The organism is Mesorhizobium jarvisii, from assembly GCF_003601985.1.
In the GTDB taxonomy this organism is placed as follows: domain Bacteria; phylum Pseudomonadota; class Alphaproteobacteria; order Rhizobiales; family Rhizobiaceae; genus Mesorhizobium; species Mesorhizobium jarvisii.
In genome coordinates this window covers 1-1,357 of record NZ_QZXA01000028.1, presented here as the reverse complement: position 1 = coordinate 1,357, position 1,357 = coordinate 1, and the positions used below count along the sequence as shown (strand labels likewise).

At 64.7% G+C, this 1,357-nt stretch carries 1 protein-coding gene; it reads left to right on the top strand.

The features are described 5' to 3' along the window. Positions 1–1,357, top strand: a 1,357-nt coding sequence (gene glmS, locus D3242_RS33135) for a glutamine--fructose-6-phosphate transaminase (isomerizing) (RefSeq protein WP_120145581.1), incomplete at both ends; no start/stop codon positions are given.

Sequence of the window (1,357 nt, the reverse complement as noted above, 5' to 3'; positions counted from 1 at the left end):
AGCTCGCCCGCCGCCGCGCCGAAGGCAAGCTGATCAACCTCGAACGCCGGCTCAAGGAGGAGCCACTCGACGGCACGATCGGCATCGGTCACACACGCTGGGCCACCCATGGCGTGCCCAACGAGACCAATGCGCATCCGCATTTTTCCGACGGCGTCGCCATCGTCCACAACGGCATCATCGAGAACTTTGCCGAGCTGCGCGACGAACTGGTCCGCGATGGCTATGCCTTCTCCTCGCAGACCGACACCGAGGTCGTGGCGCATCTGGTGGCGCGGGAGCTGGCCAAGGGGCTGAAGCCGGTCGAGGCGGCGCATCAGGCGCTGAAGCGGCTGGAAGGCGCCTTTGCGCTGGCCATCATGTTCAAGGGCGATGAGGACCTGATCGTCGGCGCCCGCAACGGCCCGCCGCTGGCCGTCGGCCATGGCGACGGCGAGATGTTCCTGGGCTCCGATGCCATTGCGCTGGCGCCATTCACCAATTCGATCACCTATCTCGAGGACGGCGACTGGGCGGTGGTGCGCCGCGACAGCGTCGCCATCTTCGACATCGACGGCAGACAAGTCGAGCGCAAGCGCCAGCAGTCGCTGTCGACCTCCTTCATGGTCGACAAGGGCAACCGCCGGCATTTCATGGAGAAGGAAATCCATGAACAGCCCGAGGTGATCTCGCACACGCTGGCGCATTATGTCGACTTCGTCTCCGGCGTCTCCAAGCCACTCGACCTGCCATTCGACTTCGCCAAGATTGGCCGGCTGGCGATTTCGGCCTGCGGCACCGCCTATCTCGCCGGCCTGATCGGCAAATACTGGTTCGAGCGCTATGCGCGGCTGCCGGTCGACATCGATGTCGCCTCGGAGTTCCGCTACCGCGAGATGCCGCTGTCGGCCAATGACGCCGCCTTCTTCATCTCGCAGTCGGGCGAGACCGCCGACACGCTGGCCTCGCTGCGTTATTGCCGCAAGGCCGGCATGAAGATCGGCGCCGTCGTCAATGTGCGCGAATCGACCATGGCGCGCGAATCCGACGTCGTGCTGCCGACACTGGCCGGCCCCGAGATCGGCGTCGCCTCGACCAAGGCTTTCACCTGCCAGCTGTCGGTGCTGGCCTCGCTTGCGGTGCGCGCCGGCGTGGCGCGCGGGGTGATTTCGAAGGAACAGGAAAAGACCCTGGTGCGCGCGCTTTCGGAAGCGCCGCGCTATGCCAACCAGGTGCTCAAGCTCGAAGAGCAGATCGAGCGGATCGCGCGCGAACTGTCACGCTACAAGGACGTGCTCTATCTCGGCCGCGACACCAATTTCCCGCTGGCCATGGAAGGCGCGCTAAAACTCAAGGAAATCTCCTACATCCACGCCGA